Below are 20850 nucleotides of genomic sequence, written 5' to 3' on the forward strand. Positions count from 1 at the left end.
TTTACTGGCCGCTAAGGACTCGCGCAGGGTCAATATTACTGGCGCGCCGCGCCGGATACCAACTTGCCAAAAGACTCAGCAACAATGCTGTGACCAGTACGTAGAAGACGTCCAGCCAGTGCAATTCCGATGGCAGGAAGTCAATAAAATAGATATCGCTGGAGAGGAACTGATGACCGATCAGCTTTTCAATCCACTCAATAATCGGGGTAAGTTGCAGTGAAACCACCACGCCGATAATCACCCCACACAGGCTGCCGAACAGCCCTGCCAGCAATCCATACCAGACAAAGATGGCGCGAATTAAACCATCTTTCGCCCCCAGCGTTCTTAATACTGCGATATCGCCACTCTTGTCTTTCACCGCCATCACTAAGGTGGAGACGATGTTGAAACAGGCCACGCCAATCACCAGTACCATCGCCAGATACATAATGGCGCGGATCATCTGGATATCGCGATACATATAGCCGTAAGTACCAATCCAGCTTTTAATATAAACATAGCTGTTGGTCACTTCACCCGCATCGCGTACCAGCTTATTGGCGTTGAAAACATCCGTCATTTTAAGGGCAATACCTGACACGCTGGAACCCATATCAAGATATTGTTGGGCATCTGCCAGCGGGATCATGGCAAAACTGTGATCGAGTTGGCCACTCAACTGCAAAATACCGGCAACGTGCAAACGCACACGTTTTGGCTGCATCAGTTTATGCTCGGGATTCGAATTTGGGATCATAATCGACACCCAATCGCCCTGCTTCACTTTCAGCGCATCCGCCACGCCTTTGCCGATGATAATTTGCTGTTCACCTGCTTTAAAATTGCTCCACGCATCGTCCTGGACAAACGAGGGTAATGCGCTCAAACGCTGTTCCTGTTGCGGGTTAACGCCCTTGACCTGAATTGCGCGCAGATTGGCACCACTTTCCACCAGCCCGGTGAAATTGATATACGGCGCGGCAGCGGCAATACCCGGCACTTTTTGCACGTTATCCAGGGCTTCTTGCCAGTTAGTCCACGGCTGATCCACCGCCTCAATTTCGCCATGCGGCACCACCGCCAGAATGCGGTTGTTCAGTTCGCGTTCAAAGCCGTTCATCGCGCTTAAGCCGACGATCAATACCGCCACGCCGAGGGCAATGCCAATGGTAGAAATGACGGAGATCAGCGATACCATGCCGCCGCGCCGCCGTCCGCGACTAAAACGCAGGCCAATCAATAACGATAAAGGCATCGCCATTACTCCGCCCCCATCAGGCTCAGTTCCGCCGTCAGACGTCCATCACGCATTTCCAGTTGGCGGCTCATACGTTTCGCCAGTTGCAGGTCGTGAGTAACCACCAGGAAGGCGGTACCCTGCAAACGATTCAACTCCCCAAGCAACTGGAAGATGCTGTCGGCGTTACGTGCATCGAGGTTACCTGTAGGTTCATCCGCCAGTACCAGCCGCGGGTTATTGACCAGCGCACGGGCAATCGCCACACGCTGGCGCTCACCGCCAGAAAGTTCAGATGGACGGTGATTCGCACGATGCTCCAGCCCCACCGCTTTTAACATCTCCAGCGCACGGCTGTTGATTTCAGCGGGCTTTTTCTTGCCAATCAGCAGTGGCATAGCCACGTTTTCCAGGGCGGTAAAATCCGGCAGCAGGTGGTGAAACTGATAAATAAAGCCCAGCTTCTGGTTGCGCAGCTCTGCTTTCGCCGCCGAAGACAGTTTGCTCATCGGTTGACCGTTAAAGATCACATCGCCGGAGGTTGGCGTATCCAGCCCGCCCAGCAGGTGCAGCAGGGTACTTTTACCAGAACCAGAGCTACCGACGATCGCCATCATTTCACCTTCGCCGACGCTGAAACTGACATTGTGCAGTACATCGGTTTGCACACTGCCTTCCTGATAGCGTTTGCACAGGTTGTCGCATTGCAACAGGATCTTATTCATAACGTAAAGCCTCAGCGGGTTGAGTGGCGGCAGCGCGCCATGAAGGGTAAAGCGTAGACAGCAGCGCGATAGCCATCGCCACCAGCGCAATAACAATGACCTGTAAAGGTTCGATAGCGACTGGCAGTGCCGCACCATCAAGCAGGACGCCGATTATCGGCATCAGATTATTCAACTGGCTGGCAAGCAGTGCGCCAAGCGCCGCTCCGAGGATCGCACCGATAATCCCGGCGCTTGCCCCTTGCACCATAAAGACCATCATGATTTGTCGCGGAGTTAAGCCTTGCGTTTGCAGGATCGCTACTTCGCCCTGCTTCTCCATCACCATCAGCCCTAGCGAGGTAATAATGTTAAACGCCGCTACGGCAACAATCAGGCTCAGCAGCAAGCCCATCATATTTTTTTCCATGCGTACGGCCTGGAACAGCTCGCCTTTACGGTCACGCCAGTCCTGCCATTTGCTGCCTTCAGGCAGTTTTTGCTGGCTTAAAGAATCAACTTTCAGCGGCTCATCCAGCCACAAACGCCAGCCAGTGATATTGCCTGCCGGATAACGCATCAGACGCGAGGCATCCTCAATATTCACCAGCATTTCATAGCCATCGACTTCACTGTTGGCGGCGAAAGTGCCAATCACATTGAACAGGCGCTGGCTTGGAATACGCCCCATCGGCGTGAACTGGCTGGCAGACGGCACCATCACGCGGATTTGATCACCGCGATTGACACCTAACTGTGAGGCAAGCTGTTCGCCGAGAATGACATTATATTTCCCCGGTTCGAGATCAGCTTGTTTCACATTGACAAGATACGGCGTTAGTGGATCTTTTTGTGCCGGGTCGATACCCAGCATCACCCCGACCGCCACGCTGCGTGCACTTTGCAGTACCACATCACCGGTAGTGACAGGTGCGATGCGATTAACGCCGTCCAGTTTGACTGCCGTTTCCGGGAGTTGCTGCGGGTTAAGAGAGCCATGCTCAGAAGAGAGAATTGCCTGTGGCATCAGGCCAAGGATGTTGTTTTGCAGCTCGCGCTCAAAGCCGTTCATCACTGACAATACTGTGACCAGCGCCATCACCCCGAGGGTAATGCCGATGGTAGAAAGCCAGGAGACGAAGCGACCGAAGCGATCCGCTGCACGCCCACGCATGTAACGCAGGCCAATAAATAGAGCGACAGGTTGGTACATGAAATCCGTCTGGTTGCTGTAGCAAAGACACGAGTATATAAGCGAAAGCAAGATGGGTAAACGTCTGAACTGTAAGTGATCGTCAGGGCTAATCTGAAAAGTCCCCGTAAATCAATCGGCTAAATTGCCATGTTTTATCATCAATCTTGCCGCCTGATCTTAATCTGAAAAATCATCCAATACAGACAGATACCCATTACACCTCGGGTCATAACCCGCAGGATCAACCGCATGTAAATTAAAAAAGAGCGTGTTGTCCTGATGAAACAAAAAGAGCTATGGATTAACCAGATCAAAGGGTTATGTATTTGTCTTGTAGTGATTTATCACTCGGTCATTACCTTTTATCCGCATCTGACCACTTTTCAGCATCCGTTATCGGAAGTCCTGAGCAAATGCTGGATCTATTTCAATCTTTACCTTGCCCCCTTTCGTATGCCGGTTTTTTTCTTTATTTCTGGCTATTTAATTCGCCGCTATATCGATAGCGTGCCATGGGGAAATTGTCTCGATAAACGCATCTGGAGCATCTTCTGGGTGCTGGCACTGTGGGGCGTAGTGCAGTGGCTGGCGATAAGTGCACTCAATCAGTGGCTGGCACCTGAGCGCAATTTAAGTAATGCCTCCAATGCCGCTTATGCCGATTCTACCGGTGAGTTCCTGCACGGAATGATCACCGCCAGCACCAGCTTGTGGTATCTGTATGCTTTAATTGTCTATTTCGTGATATGTAAACTTTTTAGCCGTCTGGCGCTGCCACTATTCGCCTTATTTGTGCTGCTGAGTGTCGCTGTTAATTTCGTTCCCACGCCGTGGTGGGGAATGAACAGCGTGATCCGCAATTTGCCTTATTACAGTCTTGGCGCATGGTTTGGCGCAACATTAATGACCTGTGTTAAAGCGGTGCCGTTGCGCCGCCATCTGCTGATGGCTTCTTTGTTGGCCGTTCTGGCGGTCGGTGCCTGGTTGTTTAATATCTCGCTGCTGTTGTCGCTGGTATCGATTGTGGTGATCATGAAGCTGTTTTATCAGTACGAGCAACGCTTCGGTATGCGCTCCTCCAGCCTGCTGAATGTGATTGGCTCCAACACCATTGCTATCTATACCACCCATCGCATACTGGTAGAAATATTCAGCTTAAGCCTGATTCCGCAAATGAACGCGGCACGCTGGTCGCCGCAAGTCGAACTGACGCTCCTGCTGGTTTACCCCTTTGTCAGTTTGTTGATTTGTACTGTTGCGGGCTTGCTGGTAAGAAAACTTTCACAGCGCGCATTCAGCGATCTGTTGTTCTCCCCGCCTTCTCTGCCCACAGCCGTCAGTTACTCCCGCTAAGCCATCGCCCCAGCCGGGGCGATTCAATTTGCTAAACCATGTCGATTACGGATAATGAACAGCATTGCTTATCAGAGATATGCCCCCATATGTTGAGGCATATCCTAACGAGAATCTGACAACCGTTATGCCTGAACAATATCGTTATACGCTGCCCGTCAAAGCGGGTGAGCAGCGTCTGCTGGGCGAGTTAACTGGCGCTGCCTGCGCGACGCTGGTAGCGGAAATTGCCGAACGTCACGCCGGTCCGGTGGTACTTATTGCACCAGATATGCAAAATGCCCTGCGTTTGCATGATGAAATCAGCCAGTTTACCGATCAGATGGTGATGAATCTGGCGGACTGGGAAACCCTCCCTTACGACAGTTTTTCGCCTCATCAGGACATTATCTCTTCGCGCCTTTCCACCCTTTACCAGCTACCGACGATGCAGCGTGGCGTACTGATTGTTCCGGTAAATACCCTTATGCAGCGTGTTTGCCCGCACAGTTTTCTCCACGGTCATGCGCTGGTGATGAAAAAAGGTCAGCGGTTATCTCGCGATGCCTTGCGTACGCAACTGGACAGCGCCGGTTATCGCCATGTTGATCAGGTGATGGAACACGGCGAATACGCCACGCGCGGCGCGTTGCTGGATCTTTTCCCGATGGGCAGCGACTTGCCTTATCGTCTTGATTTTTTTGATGATGAAATCGATAGCCTGCGCGTATTTGACGTTGACAGCCAGCGTACGCTGGAAGAAGTAGAAGCGATCAATCTGCTGCCCGCGCACGAATTTCCGACAGATAAAGCGGCAATTGAACTGTTCCGCAGTCAGTGGCGTGATACTTTCGAAGTGAAGCGCGATCCGGAACATATTTATCAGCAAGTGAGTAAAGGCACATTGCCTGCCGGGATCGAGTACTGGCAGCCGCTATTCTTCAGCGAACCGCTGCCGCCACTGTTCAGTTATTTCCCTGCCAATACGCTGTTGGTGAATACTGGCGATCTGGAAAACAGTGCCGAACGTTTCCAGGCTGACACGCTGGCGCGTTTTGAAAATCGCGGCGTCGATCCGATGCGTCCACTGTTGCTACCACAATCGCTCTGGCTGCGGGTAGACGAGTTCTTTTCAGAGCTGAAAAACTGGCCGCGCGTACAGCTAAAAACCGAACATTTACCGACAAAAGCAGCGAATACCAATTTAAGTTTTCAGAAGCTGCCAGATCTGGCCGTTCAGGCACAACAAAAAGCACCGCTGGATGCACTGCGTAAGTTCCTCGAGTCTTTCGACGGTCCGGTAGTGTTCTCGGTGGAAAGTGAAGGCCGCCGTGAAGCGCTGGGTGAATTGCTCGCGCGAATTAAAATTGCTCCGCAACGCATTATGCGTCTTGATGAAGCTAGCGACCGCGGGCGTTATCTGATGATTGGCGCTGCCGAACATGGCTTTATCGATACGGTACGTAATCTGGCGCTGATTTGCGAAAGCGATCTGCTCGGTGAACGCGTTGCCCGTCGTCGTCAGGATTCTCGCCGCGCCATCAACCCCGATACACTGATCCGTAACCTTGCGGAGCTGCATATTGGTCAGCCGGTGGTCCATCTGGAGCACGGCGTCGGGCGCTATGCCGGAATGACCACGCTGGAAGCCGGCGGCATTACCGGCGAGTATTTGATGCTCACCTATGCCAACGACGCCAAATTGTATGTTCCGGTGTCGTCGCTGCATCTGATTAGCCGTTACGCTGGTGGCGCGGAAGAAAACGCCCCGCTGCATAAACTTGGCGGCGATGCGTGGTCACGCGCGCGGCAGAAAGCGGCGGAAAAAGTGCGTGATGTGGCGGCGGAATTGCTGGATATCTACGCACAACGCGCCGCCAAAGAGGGCTTCGCGTTTAAACACGATCGTGAGCAGTATCAGTTGTTCTGCGACAGCTTCCCGTTTGAAACCACACCGGATCAGGCGCAGGCCATTAATGCGGTGCTTAGCGACATGTGTCAGCCGTTGGCAATGGATCGTCTGGTGTGCGGCGATGTTGGCTTTGGTAAAACTGAAGTCGCGATGCGCGCCGCTTTCCTGGCGGTAGATAACCACAAGCAGGTGGCGGTGCTGGTGCCTACCACCCTTCTCGCGCAGCAGCATTACGACAACTTCCGCGACCGTTTCGCCAACTGGCCGGTACGCATCGAAATGATCTCCCGTTTCCGCAGCGCCAAAGAGCAGACGCAAATCCTTGCGGAAGTGGCGGAAGGGAAAATCGATATTCTGATCGGTACGCACAAACTGCTGCAAAATGACGTCAAGTTTAAAGATTTAGGTCTGCTGATTGTCGATGAAGAACACCGCTTCGGGGTGCGTCATAAAGAGCGCATTAAAGCGATGCGGGCGAACGTGGATATTCTGACACTTACCGCAACGCCGATCCCACGTACGCTGAATATGGCAATGAGCGGAATGCGCGATCTGTCGATTATCGCTACGCCGCCTGCCCGTCGTCTGGCAGTTAAAACCTTTGTCCGTGAGTATGACAGTCTGGTGGTCCGGGAGGCGATCCTGCGTGAAATTTTGCGCGGGGGACAGGTTTATTATCTCTACAATGATGTGGAAAACATCCAGAAAGCCGCCGAACGACTGGCAGAACTGGTGCCAGAGGCGCGGATCGCCATCGGCCACGGGCAGATGCGTGAGCGCGAACTGGAACGGGTGATGAATGATTTCCATCATCAACGTTTCAACGTGCTGGTTTGTACCACCATTATCGAAACCGGGATCGATATCCCGACTGCCAACACCATTATCATCGAGCGGGCGGATCACTTCGGTCTGGCGCAGCTGCATCAGTTGCGCGGTCGAGTCGGACGTTCGCATCATCAGGCATATGCATGGCTGCTGACGCCGCATCCAAAAGCGATGACTACCGATGCGCAAAAACGTCTTGAAGCGATTGCCTCGCTGGAAGATCTCGGTGCAGGTTTTGCGCTGGCAACGCACGATCTGGAGATTCGCGGCGCGGGTGAACTGCTTGGCGAAGAACAAAGCGGCTCAATGGAAACTATCGGTTTCTCGCTGTATATGGAGTTGCTGGAAAACGCCGTCGATGCGCTGAAAGCCGGACGCGAGCCGTCGCTGGAAGATCTCACTAGCCAGCAAACAGAAGTCGAGCTGCGGATGCCGTCGCTATTACCAGATGATTTCATTCCTGACGTGAATACGCGTTTGTCGTTCTATAAACGTATTGCCAGCGCCAAAACGGAAAACGAACTGGAAGAGATCAAAGTCGAGCTTATCGATCGCTTCGGCCTGCTGCCGGATCCGGCGCGTACCCTGCTGGATATTGCCCGTCTGCGCCAGCAAGCGCAGAAACTGGGGATCAGGAAGCTGGAAGGTAATGAGAAAGGTGGGGTGATCGAATTTGCCGAGAAGAATCACGTTAATCCGGCCTGGTTGATTGGTTTGCTGCAAAAACAGCCACAGCATTACCGCCTTGATGGCCCGACGCGCCTGAAGTTTATTCAGGATTTGAGCGAGCGGAAAACGCGTATCGAATGGATTCGCCAGTTTATGCGTGAACTGGAAGAGAACGCGATCGCTTAATGGTAAATCGGGGGCGTTTCTGCGCCCCCATATCCAACATTTACAAATTATTTGCACTTCCCTGCACTATCCGACACTGTCACCATCCATAATTCAGGCTTATCTGTTTATTACAATAACCTTATATTTATTATGGATTTTTGGTGATGATCAAAACGCGTTTTTCTCGCTGGCTAACGTTTTTTACGTTCGCCGCTGCCGTGGCGCTGGCGCTACCGGTAAAAGCCAACACCTGGCCGCTGCCGCCAGCAGGCAGTCGTCTGGTTGGCGAAAACAAATTTCATGTGGTGGAAAATGACGGTGGTTCTCTGGAAGCCATCGCCAAAAAATATAATGTCGGCTTTCTCGCTCTGTTACAGGCTAACCCCGGTGTTGATCCTTACGTGCCGCGCGCGGGTAGCGTGTTAACGATCCCGTTGCAAACCCTACTTCCAGATGCGCCGCGCGAAGGCATTGTGATCAATATTGCGGAACTGCGTCTCTATTACTACCCGCCGGGTAAAAATTCGGTAACCGTGTATCCCATCGGCATTGGTCAGTTGGGTGGTGACACGCTGACACCGACAATGGTGACCACCGTTTCTGACAAGCGTGCAAACCCAACCTGGACGCCAACGGCAAACATTCGCGCGCGGTATAAGGCACAGGGAATTGAGTTGCCTGCGGTAGTTCCGGCTGGACCGGATAACCCAATGGGCCATCATGCGATTCGTCTGGCGGCCTATGGCGGTGTTTATTTGCTTCACGGTACGAACGCCGATTTCGGCATTGGCATGCGGGTAAGTTCTGGCTGTATTCGTCTGCGGGATGACGATATCAAAACACTCTTTAGCCAGGTCACCCCAGGTACCAAAGTGAATATCATCAACACCCCGATTAAAGTCTCTGCCGAACCAAACGGTGCGCGTCTGGTTGAAGTACATCAACCGCTGTCAGAGAAGATTGATGACGATCCGCAGCTGCTGCCAATTACACTGAATAGCGCAATGCAATCATTTAAAGATGCAGCGCAAACTGACGCTGAAGTGATGCAGCATGTGATGGATGTCCGTTCTGGGATGCCGGTGGATGTCCGCCGTCATCAAGTGAGCCCACAAACTTTGTAAATCCTGGATAAAAAAATCCCCGCGACACGGCATGTCGCGGGGAAAAAAATCAGCAGTAGCAGGCATTAATGAGGGTTAATGCTTATTTATAAATTACTGCTGTTCCATGGAGGGTATTCGGACCGGTTACAGAAGTAATACGGAAAGATTTTGCGCCCATCTCATCCGCTTTTTGCGCCAGCTGCTCTTCCAGCGATCCCAGATTTGTCCCCGCGTTAGCACTGATAGTACCGACTTTTTGTTGGCCTTCTGGCGTTGACTGAACTTCGACAGCCGCAAAGCTGGCAAATGACATTGAGCTTAAAATCGCCGCAGCGATGAGGGTTTTTACGTTTTTCATAATAGTGGCCTTATGCAGATGAATGACGTCGCAAGCAATTACTTAACGATCGATAACTAAATGATAGATGTGATCTGGATCACATACAAGATATTTTTTATAACAATCATTAATTAATTTAAAAACCTTTAAATTTCAGTTAAATAGAAAGCAATTATTTTTATGGTTTGTGGACTGGTGAACGGAGGTGATTATTTTTATAATAACCTTTCATTCACAGTCACCAGGTACAACGGCATCATGGCAACTGACTCAACACAATGTGTAAAAAAAAGCCGTGGCCGCCCAAAAGTGTTCGACAGGGATGCCGCGCTTGATAAGGCCATGAAATTGTTCTGGCAGCACGGTTATGAAGCGACTTCTCTTGCGGACCTCGTCGAAGCGACCGGAGCCAAAGCGCCCACGCTATACGCGGAATTTACCAACAAAGAGGGGTTATTCCGCGCCGTACTCGACCGCTATATCGATCGTTTTGCCGCTAAGCATGAAGCACAGCTGTTTTGTGAAGAGAAAAGCGTGGAGTCTGCGCTGGCTGACTATTTTGCTGCCATCGCCAACTGCTTTACCAGCAAAGACACCCCGGCTGGCTGCTTTATGATCAACAACTGCACCACCCTCTCCCCGGATTCCGGAGATATCGCCAATACGCTGAAATCACGCCATGCGATGCAAGAGCGCACTTTGCAGCAGTTTTTATGTCAACGACAAGCGCGCGGGGAAATCCCGACCCACTGTGATGTGACGCATCTGGCTGAATTCCTTAATTGTATTATTCAGGGGATGTCGATCAGCGCACGCGAAGGTGCATCGCTGGAAAAACTGATGCAGATTGCCCGAACGACTTTGCGTTTATGGCCCGAACTGGTGAAATAAGGCGCAAAAAAAAGCCCCTCAGCCTGAGCGAATGGGGGGCTAAATTGCAGAATACAGCCTTGTTATACTTTGTTATTCAAAATCAGTTGCCCGTTGCCATCTAACGGGATCTGCGTACCCGGATCGCGGTCCATGCGGATTTTGCCCTGCTGATCGCCAATCTTATAGGTCACATCATAACCGAGCATTTTTTCTGACTTGTCATACACCGTTTTACAACGCTGTTGCGTAGTCGTGTAAGTATCGCTTTCCTGGAGAGAGCCCTGGATCTGGTTACCGGCATAGCCACCTCCCAGCGCCCCCACAACAGTGGCGACATCTTTACCGCGACCACCGCCAAACTGATGCCCTATCACGCCGCCAGCAACAGCGCCGAGCACCGACCCGGTAATGCGATTTTCATCCTGCACCGGTCGACGATGGGTCACTGTGACGTTGCGACACTCCTGACGCGGTGTTTTAACCGTTTCCTTGATTGGGGTTGCAGAAACAACCTGAGCGTATTGCGGGCCACGTTCAAACACGTTCAGACTGGCCACTGCCGCTACGCCCAACGCAGCTGCGACACCAATCCCCATACCCGCCAACATTGATTTATTCACGGGAACACCTCCTTCTTTGCTGTTATGCCAATCATGCAAGTGAAGGAGAAAAGCAGCTATCAGACAGAAGATGAAAAGCGCGGGAATGGCTGGAAATACTTAAGGATTCGGAGGAGTCTGAAGGAATGCCTGATGCGACGCTTAACGCGTCTTATCAGGCCTACCGCTCGTACCATTTGTCCAGGGCGGATAAGGCGTTTACGCCGCATCCGCCAGTACAAGCCGATTAATGCAACTTCAAACGTGGACGGATAACGCGGTTAATACTCCCCACCAGCATCATTAATCCGGTTTTAAAGTAACCATGCAGCGCAATCTGATGCATTCTGTATAGCGAGATGTATACAAAGCGCGCAATTCGTCCTTCAATCATCATTGAGCCGCGCGTCAGGTTACCCATCAGGCTACCGACGGTGGAGAAGTTCGACAGCGATACCAGAGAACCGTGATCTTTATACTGATAATTTTTCAGCGGCTTACCGTTCATCTGCGCCAGAATGTTGTTCATTGCGCAGGTTGCCATCTGGTGTGCGGCCTGCGCACGCGGCGGAACAAAGCCCCCTTCCGGACGCGGGCATGACGCGCAGTCGCCAATAGCGTATATGTCTGGATCGCGAGTGGTTTGCAGCGTCGGTTCCACCACCAGCTGGTTGATACGGTTGGTTTCAAGACCACCGATATCTTTCAGGAAGTCTGGCGCTTTGATCCCGGCTGCCCACACTATCAGATCAGCCTCAATATATTCACCATCTTTAGTGTGCAGGCCGCCTTCATCAGCACTGGTGACCATGGTTTGCGTCAGCACGCGAACGCCAAGTTTCGTTAACTCATTATGGGCCGCAGCAGAGATACGTGGCGGTAATGCAGGCAAAATACGTTCGCCCGCTTCTACCAGCGTTACGTTCAGGGCTTCGTTGGTCAGGCCTTTGTAACCATAGCTGTGCAGTTGCTTGACCGCGTTGTGCAATTCTGCGGAGAGTTCTACACCCGTCGCGCCGCCGCCGACAATCGCAATGTTCACTTTACCATTCGCGCCCAGGTTGGCGGAGTATTTCAGGAACAGATTCAGCATCTCCTGGTGGAAACGACGCGCCTGATGCGGGTTATCGAGGAAAATGCAGTTCTCTTTGACTCCTGGCGTATTGAAATCGTTAGAGGTGCTGCCCAACGCCATTACCAGGGTGTCATAGGCGATTTTACGTTCCGGAACCAGCAGTTCACCTTTCTCGTCGCGCAGTTCTGCAATAGTGATTGTTTTCGCTTCACGATCAATATCAATGACGGAACCCAGCTGGAACTGGAAACCATGATTGCGCGCATGGGCCAGATAGCTCAACGCATCGACGCCTTCATCAAGCGAGCCAGTCGCCACTTCGTGCAGCAGCGGTTTCCACAAGTGGCTGTGGTTACGATCGACCAGCGTAATTTTGGCTTTTTTCTTGCGTCCCAGCTTATGTCCCAGCTGTGTCGCCATTTCCAGCCCACCAGCACCGCCGCCGACAATCACAATTTTTTTCAATGGCGTAGTCAACGTGACCCCCTTAAATTTATTAACCAATTGTTAACTAATAGTTATTAACATAGCTCTTAATTAACAACAGGTTACAGCAATGAAAATGTTCTTCGTTATTGAGAATAACATGAATGGTGCATTGGTCATACCAAAATTGATGTTAATCAAGTTTTGTTGCTGAAAAGATAGGCTGATTTGCCGGATGAGATCAAAAAATACAGCTTATTGTTTATTATTTAAACGAGCCCAGGAGGGTGAGACGTATATGGAGGGCGTTTGGTTGGCCTGATAAGACGCGAGCGGCGTCGCATCAGGCACATTGCCAGTGTCGGATGCGGCGTGAACGCCTTATCCGACCTACAGAATTTACAGAATCTGGAACGCATCAGGTATCAGCAAGGTTACCTGATGCGACGAGGGCATTTAACCGAGGGTTTTGAACGCTTTAATGCGCTGCAAATGCGGGGAGATATTCTTGAATTTGTGCGTCTGCTCTTCGTCCCAGACAATCTCGTAATAATGATGCAACTCTTCAGATGTCCGCTGGCTGTTAAGCGCTTCATCGTTACGCGACAAAATCACCAGACAGCGATCGCGATTCTTCTCGCGGAAGTTGGTCACACACTTAGTGGCAATATCGGCATACTCTTCCGGGCGATCAATCTTGCCTTCCATGTTCTCATAAGGGAACAAATTAGGATTGAAGATCACCTGGCGGATATCGCAAAGAAAACCAATTCGCTCCGCCCAGTATCCGCCCAGACCAACGCCGCATATCAGCGGACGCTCATCGACGTTTAGTTGCAGCATTTTGTCCACTTCTTTGAGCAGATGCTGCATATCATGTTTCGGATGCCGCGTACTGTAGCTTATCAAGCGTACATCCGGGTCAATAAACTGCAATTGTAAGACTTTCTCGTGGTTACCCGGACTGTTAGAGTCAAAACCGTGTAAATAGATAATCATCGCTTCCTCACATAAGCCAGGGTTAGTGACCTGCTTTCTCTTCCTGCCAGCGTTCATGTAACTGATTCAGACGGGCGCTGATCTCTTTCCAGCGAGCCGAGTCCATCAGTTCCTGTCGCGAAAATGAACCTTTATGATACAAACGTGTAACACGTTCTGCCTTGATCGGTGACAGATTATCTAACACGCTGACGGCCCCTTTACGATTATTGCAGACCAGGATCATATCGCAACCCGCATCCAGTGATGCCTGCCCGCGTTCGGCATAACTGCCCATAATCGCGGCACCTTCCATCGATAAATCGTCGGAGAAAATCACGCCGTCAAAACCCAGTTCCTGGCGTAAAACGGTTTTCAGCCAGTGGGGAGAACCGCTCGCAGGACGCGGATCGACATCACTGTAGATCACATGCGCAGGCATAATGGCGTCGAGTTTATTTTCGCGGATTAAGGAACTGAAGACCGACATATCTTTAGCGCGAATCTCCGCTTGCGGACGTGGGTCACACGGTGTTTCTTTGTGTGAGTCTGCCGTTACTGCACCGTGTCCTGGGAAGTGTTTCCCGGTAGTTTTCATTCCGGCTTCATGCATACCATCAATAAACCGGCTGGCAATTGCCAGGGCTTTTTCGGGATCGGCATGATAAGAACGCTCACCAATCGCTGCGCTGATATGCCCGACGTCCAGCACTGGCGCAAAGCTGATATCAATATCCATAGCAATCATTTCGCTGGCCATCAACCAACCTGCCTCTTGCGCCAGTTTTCCGCCTTCTTCCATTCCCAACAGCGCAGCAAATGATTGTGCCGCTGGCAAGCGGGTAAAACCTTCACGAAAACGCTGCACGCGTCCACCTTCCTGATCAACCGCCACCACCAGATGATTGCGCGAAGCTGCGCGGATCTGGCGCACCAGTTCACGTAACTGGGCAGGATCATGATAGTTACGCGTAAAGAGAATCAGCCCTCCCACCAGCGGATGCGCCAGTATTTCACGCTCTTCCGCGTCCAGTTCGTAACCTTCGACATCCAACATTACTGGACCCACACTGCTCTCCTTATTGTTTTATTAATAGCTGCCGCCAGGTGTCATCGGCCAGCCTGATAAATTGTTGATCGCCGGTTTGTCGCCAGCGGTACTCAAACCACCCTGCTTTGAGCATCAGCAGCCAGGGAAACCATCGCCTGACCTGACGCCATAATTGCGCCGGATAAATCTTCGCGCGAGTGGCATAGTCATTGACCAATTGCCGGTGCTGGTCAGTATTTTCCACCCACACCGCCGCCAGTTCCAGCGCGATATCACCATCTCCGGCATACTCCCAGTCGATGAGTTTTAACCCTGACGCGCTATGCACTAAATTTCCGGCGTGGACATCCATATGCAATGGACTTAAGCGTAAAGGCTGTGGTTCCCGCGCTTTGCGCAGACGTTTTAACCTTCGCAGCCAACCCACTGTCCGCCGCGCCGGATCGCTTTGCTGCCAGTACAGTTCCAGTAACGGCAACAGCGTTATTCGCCAGCCAAAACGCGGTTGTTGATGTAGATAATACAGCAAGCCTGCCAGTTCGTTGGTATCCGGCAAATACGTTTTTACCTCGCCGGGCAGATAGTCGACCACCATCCAGTCACGGAGATATAAATGCGGCTTCGGTGCAATGCATGCGGGTAGTTGTGATAAAGCCCGATACTGGCGCAAGAACGCGAACCGCGGCGCATCAGGATCGTGCGGCTGACGCACAACAAAACGCTGGCCCTGATGTTCAATGAGAAAACTCCCGCCGCTAAGTCCACTATTAAACATCGTGACGGAATGAAACTGCGGGAAAAAGCGCGACAACAATTCGTCGCGCGTGATGGGATTATTGCTGCGAAACGGCACCTTTACCTGACCAGATAATTTCGCCCGTCTGCACCAGCATTAGCTGCATTTGCAGGGTCGGAGCGTTGACATTGCCAGAGGCGCTGGAGTACAGCACGTAATGAGCGCCCACGTTGCGGGCAATGCCTATGGCTTTACTACGGGTGCCTAAACTGTCCTGCGGCGACAAACCTAACTGTTGCTTAGCCATCGACAGTTGCTGGGCGGAAACCAGGGTAAATTTACCGTTATTAGCCAGTGCATTGCGCAGCGTTTCGGTCGCTTCTGCGGCATTCAGCGAACCGTTAGTACGGTTGTTAACACTATCAACCAGCAGGACGCTACCCGCAGTCACACCGTCAGCCCCAAGCATTTTACTGACCATCGGCTGCATTGCGCCATTCCAGTCATAATGGCGAATATGCGGCGCAGGCGGTGCGGTTTGATCTTCATGCTCAATTGGCCCTGGCTGCTGCGGGATCGTCGGCACCGATGGCACCGTGGGCACAGGCTGTTGTGGCTCGGCAGGTTGTTCCGGCGCTGGTTTCACTTCTTCTACCGGTGCAGGTTCACGTTGCCCCACACACCCGGCGAGAAACATCGCCAGCGCGGCAATCAAAGCGTAGCGACTCATTTTTATCATCAAGATTCACCCCTTACAAATATAGATAAAGTCTGACTTTGTGCGCCCCCAGAAAATTGGCGCTGCCGTATAGCGTTACCGCCGAATGTGCGGGAATGGTAACGCTGCGTGGCCTTTCCAGAGGATGCATCTCAAGTCCTCTGGCGTCATACCAGAAAAAACGATAATGAACGGTAACGGGTTCTTGCCTTTCGTTATAAAGCGTTGAGGATGCTGAAGGTTGAATATCAGACGTCGAAAGGACGGGCTTTTCTGCACTGATGCCCGCAGCCAATAAAGATGACTCCATCACCAGCGATTGCTCATCATTCACCGGAATTTCCGGATGTGAACGACAGCCCACCAGCACTAACAACGCCAGAGACACCAGCCCAAAGCATCCTTTTCTCATCGTTACAGACCTTTATGCGCCAGCATTGGTCCCAGCGGACGGCCACCCAACAAGTGCATATGGATGTGATACACCTCTTGTCCGCCATGGCGATTGGTGTTCATGATCAGACGATAGCCATCTTCGGCAATACCTTCTTGCTCAGCAATTTTTGCCGCTACGGTGATCATGCGTCCCAGCGCCTGCTCATGCTCAGCAGACACGTCGTTCACAGTCGGAATGAGGATATTTGGAATGATCAGAATATGCGTTGGCGCTTGCGGCGAAATATCGCGAAACGCCGTTACCAGATCATCCTGGTAGACGATATCGGAGGGGATCTCACGACGAATAATTTTGCTAAATATAGTTTCTTCTGCCACGACATTTTCCTTTTTCAAATAGCCATGCGTTGCGCCATGCTACGCCGCGCCATACTGCGAGTATAGAGTATGGTCGAGTTAAACCTGCTCTTTCAACCTTAACTCACGATTTCTTAAGCAAAAAATCGTTTTGCTGCCGTATATATCGCCATTATTCCCATTTCTGCCTGCGAATTCGCTGAAAAGACATTCTTTGTTTGGTTTACACGTCAAATATGAATGCGTATATTTCTCATTTGCATTTGCATGCAAAATTATTCGCACACTAAATATAACCGCTCATCATCCTCCTCCTGCATGAGCCTGACGACAACATAAACCAAGAGATTTCAAATGCTTTCAACACAATTTAACAGGGATAATCAACATCAAACCACCTCCAAACCGTCACTACTTGCCGGTTGCATAGCACTGGCACTCTTACCTTCCGCCGCTTTTGCTGCACCAGCCACTGAAGAAACGGTGATTGTTGAGGGTTCCGCCACTACTCCAGTTGATGACGAAAATGATTACAGCGTAACGTCTACCTCTGCGGGTACCAAAATGCAGATGACTCAACGTGATATTCCTCAGTCGGTCACTATTGTTAGTCAGCAGCGGATGGAAGATCAGCAGTTACAAACGCTGGGCGAAGTGATGGAAAACACGCTGGGGATCAGCAAAAGTCAGGCGGATTCCGATCGTGCTCTTTATTATTCCCGCGGATTCCAGATCGATAACTATATGGTTGATGGTATCCCCACCTATTTTGAATCGCGCTGGAATCTGGGCGACGCACTTTCTGATATGGCACTGTTTGAACGCGTAGAAGTAGTGCGTGGCGCGACAGGACTCATGACCGGTACGGGTAATCCATCTGCGGCAATTAATATGGTTCGAAAACACGCGACCAGTCGTGAATTTAAAGGCGATGTCTCGGCAGAATACGGTAGCTGGAACAAAGAACGGTATGTAGCGGATTTACAAAGTCCACTCACCGAAGATGGTAAAATCCGCGCGCGAATTGTCGGCGGCTACCAGAATAACGACTCATGGCTGGACCGCTACAACAGTGAAAAGACCTTCTTCTCCGGCATTGTTGATGCTGATTTAGGCGATCTTACGACGCTTTCAGCCGGTTACGAATATCAGCGCATTGATGTTAATAGCCCAACGTGGGGCGGTTTACCGCGCTGGAATACTGATGGCAGCAGCAACAGTTACGATCGCGCACGCAGTACCGCACCTGACTGGGCGTACAACGATAAAGAGATCAACAAGGTCTTTATGACCCTGAAGCAGCGGTTTGCTGATACCTGGCAAGCGACACTGAATGCCACCCACTCCGAAGTCGAATTTGACAGCAAAATGATGTATGTCGATGCCTATGTAAACAAAGCGGATGGTATGCTGGTTGGGCCATACAGTAATTATGGACCTGGCTTTGATTATGTCGGCGGCACCGGTTGGAACAGCGGCAAACGTAAAGTTGATGCGCTGGATTTGTTCGCTGACGGTAGTTATGAATTGTTTGGTCGTCAGCACAATCTAATGTTTGGTGGCAGTTACAGCAAACAAAACAATCGTTACTTCAGTTCATGGGCCAACATCTTCCCGGATGAAATTGGCAGTTTCTACAACTTTAATGGCAATTTCCCACAAACCGACTGGTCACCACAGAATCTGGCGCAGGACGATACCACACATATGAAATCGTTATATGCTGCCACTCGTGTCACCCTTGCCGATCCGCTGCATCTGATCCTCGGCGCACGTTATACCAACTGGCGGGTTGATACGCTGACTTACAGCATGGAGAAAAACCACACCACGCCTTATGCTGGACTGGTGTTTGACATCAATGATAGCTGGTCGACCTACGCCAGCTATACCTCTATTTTCCAGCCGCAAAATGACCGTGACAGTTCAGGCAAATATCTGGCTCCAATCACCGGTAACAACTACGAGCTGGGTCTGAAATCGGACTGGATGAATAGCCGTCTGACCACCACGTTAGCCATCTTCCGTATTGAGCAGGATAATGTCGCTCAGTCCACCGGTACACCTATCCCCGGCAGCAACGGTGAAACCGCCTATAAAGCGGTGGATGGGACAGTCAGTAAAGGTGTGGAATTTGAACTCAACGGCGCAATTACCGACAACTGGCAGCTGACGTTTGGCGCAACGCGCTATATTGCAGAAGATAACGAAGGAAACGCCGTTAATCCTAATCTGCCACGCACCACGGTTAAAATGTTCACCAGCTATCGGTTGCCTGTCATGCCAGAGTTGACGGTCGGCGGTGGTGTTAACTGGCAAAATCGCGTGTATACCGACACCGTGACACCGTATGGCACCTTCCGCGCCGAGCAAGGTAGCTACGCGCTGGTGGATCTCTTCACCCGCTACCAGGTGACGAAAAACTTCTCGTTACAGGGGAACGTCAATAACCTGTTCGACAAAACCTACGATACGAACGTGGAAGGTTCTATCGTCTACGGCGCACCGCGTAATTTCAGCATTACCGGCACGTATCAATTCTGAATAACACCTGTAAAAAAGGCAGCCATCTGGCTGCCTTAGTCTCCCCAACGTCTTACGGATTAGTGGTTACGGATGTACTCATCCATCTCGGTTTTCAGGTTATCGGATTTAGTACCGAAAATCGCCTGAACACCAGAACCAGCAACCACTACGCCCGCTGCGCCCAGTTTCTTCAGGCCAGCCTGATCCACTTTAGACACATCAGCAACGCTGACGCGCAGACGGGTAATACATGCGTCGAGGTTAGTGATGTTTTCTTTACCACCAAACGCAGCAACCAGAGCCGGTGCCATTTCGCTGGTACCTGTCGCTTTTGCATCATCAGTCGCGTCTTCACGACCCGGCGTTTTCAGATCCAGTGCTTTAATCAGCACGCGGAAGATGGTGTAGTAAACAATTGCATAACCGATACCGACGATCGGGAACAGCCACAGTTTGCTGCTGTTACCAGACAGAACGATGAAGTCGATCAGACCGTGCGAGAACGACGTACCGTCACGCATCCCCAGAAGAATACAGATTGGGAATGCCAGGCCTGCCAGAATCGCGTGGATAATGTACAGGATCGGCGCAACGAACATGAAGGAGAACTCGATCGGCTCGGTGATACCGGTCAGGAACGAGGTCAGCGCCGCGGAGATCATGATACCGCCAACTTTCGCGCGGTTTTCCGGTTTAGCAGAGTGCCAGATAGCAATTGCGGCAGCTGGCAGACCGTACATTTTGAACAGGAAGCCGCCAGATAGTTTACCCGCAGTCGGGTCACCCGCCATATAACGCGGAATGTCGCCGTGGAAAACCTGACCTGCAGCGTTGGTGTATTCACCAATCTGCATCTGGAAAGGTACGTTCCAGATGTGGTGCAGACCAAACGGTACCAGGCAACGTTCGATGAAACCGTAAATGCCAAACGCAACTACCGGGTTCTGGTAAGCAGCCCACTGAGAGAAGGTCTGGATTGCAGAACCAATAGGCGGCCAAATGAAGGACAGCACAACGCCAGTAAAGATGGCAGCCAGGCCTGAAATGATCGGCACAAAGCGTTTACCGGCAAAGAAGCCAAGATACTCAGGCAGCTTAATACGGTAGAAACGGTTAAACATGTACGCTGCGATCGCACCGGAGATGATCCCCCCGAGTACGCCAGTATCCGCCAGGTGTTTAGAGGCGATTTCTTCAGCAGGTAAATGCAGTACCAGTGGCGCAACCACGGCCATGGTTTTAACCATGATGCCATAGGCAACAACTGCGGCCAGCGCGGATACGCCATCGTTATTGGTAAAGCCGAGGGCGACACCGATCGCAAAAATCAGTGGCATGTTTGCAAAGACGGAACCGCCTGCTTCTGCCATAACATGCGATACAACGGCGGGCAGCCAGCTGAAATTCGCGGAACCGACGCCCAGCAGAATACCTGCGATAGGCAGTACGGATACCGGCAGCATCAGCGATTTACCGACCTTTTGCAGGTTAGCAAATGCATTCTTAAACATAATTGAGAGTGCTCCTGAGTATGGGTGCTTTTTTACGTTCTCACGCGTGGCAAGGGGGGAGAGCCTCGCCGTGTACAGGGCATCTAAGCGCCCTTTATTTATTACACAGAGTAAAATAATTCAGTGCC

Annotated in this window: 18 protein-coding genes; 5 read left to right on the forward strand and 13 right to left on the reverse strand. The window is 51.4% G+C overall.

The genetic code is table 11. From position 1 onward, the window contains the following. Position 1: 1 nt before the first annotated feature. The 3 genes from lolE to lolC are packed head-to-tail and all read right to left on the reverse strand — an operon-like array spanning position 2 to position 3139. A complete protein-coding gene (gene lolE, locus FQ015_RS14165) occupies positions 2–1246 on the reverse strand; it encodes a lipoprotein-releasing ABC transporter permease subunit LolE (protein ID WP_001251354.1) in 1245 nt (414 codons plus the stop codon). Then, positions 1246–1947: a lipoprotein-releasing ABC transporter ATP-binding protein LolD gene (gene lolD, locus FQ015_RS14170; protein ID WP_001033695.1), complete on the reverse strand. Its 702-nt coding sequence runs from the start codon at positions 1945–1947 to the stop codon at positions 1246–1248. The genes lolE and lolD overlap by 1 nt, the downstream gene beginning before the upstream one ends. Further along, a complete protein-coding gene (lolC, locus tag FQ015_RS14175) occupies positions 1940–3139 on the reverse strand; it encodes a lipoprotein-releasing ABC transporter permease subunit LolC (protein WP_000284704.1) in 1200 nt (399 codons plus the stop codon). Before lolC ends, lolD begins: the two co-directional genes overlap by 8 nt. 261 nt (positions 3140–3400) lie before the next feature. Here lolC and FQ015_RS14180 point away from each other — a divergent pair, with 261 nt between their 5' ends. The 3 genes from FQ015_RS14180 (at position 3401) to ldtC (ending at position 9154) form a co-directional block, all read left to right on the forward strand. Further along, positions 3401–4474 (forward strand): acyltransferase family protein, encoded by a 1074-nt coding sequence (locus FQ015_RS14180; RefSeq protein ID WP_039021978.1) that lies wholly within the window; start codon positions 3401–3403, stop codon positions 4472–4474. Between the two features lie 127 nt (positions 4475–4601). Next, positions 4602–8048: a transcription-repair coupling factor gene (gene mfd / locus FQ015_RS14185; protein ID WP_160524197.1), complete on the forward strand. Its 3447-nt coding sequence runs from the start codon at positions 4602–4604 to the stop codon at positions 8046–8048. A gap of 143 nt (positions 8049–8191) precedes the next feature. After that, complete coding sequence (gene ldtC, locus FQ015_RS14190; protein ID WP_010360119.1) at positions 8192–9154, forward strand: L,D-transpeptidase LdtC; 963 nt, start codon at positions 8192–8194, stop codon at positions 9152–9154. Between the two features lie 82 nt (positions 9155–9236). On the opposite strand, the gene bhsA is transcribed toward ldtC, so the two are convergent. After that, positions 9237–9494 carry a multiple stress resistance protein BhsA gene (bhsA, locus tag FQ015_RS14195; RefSeq protein WP_000800153.1) on the reverse strand — a complete coding sequence of 86 codons (258 nt, stop codon included), beginning with the start codon at positions 9492–9494 and terminating at the stop codon, positions 9237–9239. Between the two features lie 240 nt (positions 9495–9734). Between bhsA and comR the strand changes: the two genes are divergently transcribed. Then, positions 9735–10367: a TetR family copper-responsive transcriptional repressor ComR gene (gene comR, locus FQ015_RS14200; RefSeq protein ID WP_001356845.1), complete on the forward strand. Its 633-nt coding sequence runs from the start codon at positions 9735–9737 to the stop codon at positions 10365–10367. 62 nt (positions 10368–10429) lie between these two features. On the opposite strand, the gene FQ015_RS14205 is transcribed toward comR, so the two are convergent. The 8 genes from FQ015_RS14205 to hinT all read right to left on the reverse strand — a co-directional run bounded on the left by FQ015_RS14205 (position 10430) and on the right by hinT (position 16706). After that, entirely contained in the window at positions 10430–10969 is a 540-nt protein-coding gene (locus FQ015_RS14205; protein ID WP_001043462.1) for a glycine zipper 2TM domain-containing protein, read from the reverse strand. A gap of 226 nt (positions 10970–11195) precedes the next feature. Beyond that, complete coding sequence (gene ndh, locus FQ015_RS14210) at positions 11196–12500, reverse strand: NADH-quinone dehydrogenase (RefSeq protein ID WP_053881452.1); 1305 nt, start codon at positions 12498–12500, stop codon at positions 11196–11198. A gap of 405 nt (positions 12501–12905) precedes the next feature. After that, the gene (ycfP, locus tag FQ015_RS14215) at positions 12906–13448 is read right to left on the reverse strand and encodes an alpha/beta hydrolase YcfP (protein ID WP_000587933.1); all 543 of its coding nucleotides are present in this window, start codon (positions 13446–13448) and stop codon (positions 12906–12908) included. A 22-nt stretch (positions 13449–13470) separates the two neighbouring features. Beyond that, positions 13471–14496: a beta-N-acetylhexosaminidase gene (gene nagZ / locus FQ015_RS14220; protein ID WP_160524198.1), complete on the reverse strand. Its 1026-nt coding sequence runs from the start codon at positions 14494–14496 to the stop codon at positions 13471–13473. A gap of 10 nt (positions 14497–14506) precedes the next feature. Continuing rightward, positions 14507–15331 carry a thiamine kinase gene (gene thiK, locus FQ015_RS14225; RefSeq protein WP_160524199.1) on the reverse strand — a complete coding sequence of 275 codons (825 nt, stop codon included), beginning with the start codon at positions 15329–15331 and terminating at the stop codon, positions 14507–14509. Then, positions 15312–15953 (reverse strand): penicillin-binding protein activator LpoB, encoded by a 642-nt coding sequence (gene lpoB, locus FQ015_RS14230; protein ID WP_000594311.1) that lies wholly within the window; start codon positions 15951–15953, stop codon positions 15312–15314. The genes thiK and lpoB overlap by 20 nt, the downstream gene beginning before the upstream one ends. Before the next feature lie 13 nt (positions 15954–15966). Further along, the gene (locus FQ015_RS14235; RefSeq protein ID WP_160524200.1) at positions 15967–16344 is read right to left on the reverse strand and encodes a YcfL family protein; all 378 of its coding nucleotides are present in this window, start codon (positions 16342–16344) and stop codon (positions 15967–15969) included. Between the two features lie 2 nt (positions 16345–16346). Continuing rightward, positions 16347–16706, reverse strand: a complete 360-nt coding sequence (gene hinT, locus FQ015_RS14240; protein WP_000807125.1) for a purine nucleoside phosphoramidase — start codon at positions 16704–16706, stop codon at positions 16347–16349. A 333-nt stretch (positions 16707–17039) separates the two neighbouring features. Here hinT and fhuE point away from each other — a divergent pair, with 333 nt between their 5' ends. Next, a complete protein-coding gene (gene fhuE, locus FQ015_RS14245) occupies positions 17040–19229 on the forward strand; it encodes a ferric-rhodotorulic acid/ferric-coprogen receptor FhuE (protein WP_160524201.1) in 2190 nt (729 codons plus the stop codon). A 59-nt stretch (positions 19230–19288) separates the two neighbouring features. On the opposite strand, the gene ptsG is transcribed toward fhuE, so the two are convergent. After that, a complete protein-coding gene (ptsG, locus tag FQ015_RS14250; RefSeq protein WP_000475716.1) occupies positions 19289–20722 on the reverse strand; it encodes a PTS glucose transporter subunit IIBC in 1434 nt (477 codons plus the stop codon). Positions 20723–20850: the final 128 nt, after the last annotated feature.

The organism is Escherichia sp. HH26CH (assembly GCF_009820205.1).
In the GTDB taxonomy this organism is placed as follows: domain Bacteria; phylum Pseudomonadota; class Gammaproteobacteria; order Enterobacterales; family Enterobacteriaceae; genus Escherichia; species Escherichia coli_F.

Coding starts and splice junctions, on each gene's coding strand:
- lolE (WP_001251354.1), bottom strand. CDS start 1,246: ATGGCGATGCCTTTATCGTTATTGATTGGCCTGCGTTTTAGTCGCGGA.
- lolD (WP_001033695.1), bottom strand. CDS start 1,947: ATGAATAAGATCCTGTTGCAATGCGACAACCTGTGCAAACGCTATCAG.
- lolC (WP_000284704.1), bottom strand. CDS start 3,139: ATGTACCAACCTGTCGCTCTATTTATTGGCCTGCGTTACATGCGTGGG.
- FQ015_RS14180 (WP_039021978.1), top strand. CDS start 3,401: ATGAAACAAAAAGAGCTATGGATTAACCAGATCAAAGGGTTATGTATT.
- mfd (WP_160524197.1), top strand. CDS start 4,602: ATGCCTGAACAATATCGTTATACGCTGCCCGTCAAAGCGGGTGAGCAG.
- bhsA (WP_000800153.1), bottom strand. CDS start 9,494: ATGAAAAACGTAAAAACCCTCATCGCTGCGGCGATTTTAAGCTCAATG.
- comR (WP_001356845.1), top strand. CDS start 9,735: ATGGCAACTGACTCAACACAATGTGTAAAAAAAAGCCGTGGCCGCCCA.
- ycfP (WP_000587933.1), bottom strand. CDS start 13,448: ATGATTATCTATTTACACGGTTTTGACTCTAACAGTCCGGGTAACCAC.
- lpoB (WP_000594311.1), bottom strand. CDS start 15,953: ATGATAAAAATGAGTCGCTACGCTTTGATTGCCGCGCTGGCGATGTTT.
- FQ015_RS14235 (WP_160524200.1), bottom strand. CDS start 16,344: ATGAGAAAAGGATGCTTTGGGCTGGTGTCTCTGGCGTTGTTAGTGCTG.
- fhuE (WP_160524201.1), top strand. CDS start 17,040: ATGCTTTCAACACAATTTAACAGGGATAATCAACATCAAACCACCTCC.
- ptsG (WP_000475716.1), bottom strand. CDS start 20,722: ATGTTTAAGAATGCATTTGCTAACCTGCAAAAGGTCGGTAAATCGCTG.